This window comes from Bacillus cereus group sp. N6 (assembly GCF_016483705.1).
GTDB classification, from domain to species: domain Bacteria; phylum Bacillota; class Bacilli; order Bacillales; family Bacillaceae_G; genus Bacillus_A; species Bacillus_A wiedmannii.
Genome location: NZ_JAEHBI010000194.1, coordinates 1 through 617 on the forward strand (window position 1 = coordinate 1; position 617 = coordinate 617).

Here is a 617-nt window from a genome sequence, read left to right on the forward strand (position 1 = left end):
ATTTTTTTTCATGTTTTCAAATCGGAAACATGTATTTGGCCTGCTTTTTTGTCTGAAAAAGCTGAGTAGTTACAGATTCTTTACCTTTTGTTTCATCGTAACCACTCCCTTTCTTCTCTCCCCATTTTATGTCCAGCTCTCTCCCATTCGACTTTGGGTCAATGATAAACACCTGCCCGTTCTTACTTTGCTGAGCTGTATAGAGCATGTTTGTATAAACAGCATCCCCCATTCCCACTACACTTGCGCTCCTTGTTCAACTGGCACCTGTTTGGATGTGTCTTCTGTAGACGATGGTTTCTCGGGTTCGTTTGGTGGTTCAACAGGTGGGTCTTGCTTTTGTTCTTCTACTACTTTGACTACCACTTTCGTAACAGAAAGATTTCCTGCTTTATCGGCTGCCATCACTTCTACTGAAACATCTCCTGCTTTGCTCGTATCATACGCTCCAATCGTTACGGTAGGGTTTGCATCCTGATTATCTTGTACGGTAACCAAATCTTGTGGTAATAATTTTGCTCCGACTTTTACGGTGACATTCTCTTTTGATGCTAGTCTAAATGATAGACACACCGAACAGAGAGTTTATACTAAAAACAAATAAACAAGTTCGAGGT

2 protein-coding genes are annotated in these 617 nt (G+C 41.0%); both read right to left on the reverse strand.

All coding sequences use genetic code 11. The features are described 5' to 3' along the window. Nucleotides 1-16: 16 nt before the first annotated feature. Entirely contained in the window at nt 17-238 is a 222-nt protein-coding gene (locus JDS99_RS30895) for a hypothetical protein (RefSeq protein WP_199696490.1), read from the reverse strand. Beyond that, entirely contained in the window at nt 238-573 is a 336-nt protein-coding gene (locus tag JDS99_RS30900) for a hypothetical protein (protein ID WP_199696491.1), read from the reverse strand. Before JDS99_RS30900 ends, JDS99_RS30895 begins: the two co-directional genes overlap by 1 nt. Between the last annotated feature and the right edge of the window lie 44 nt (nt 574-617).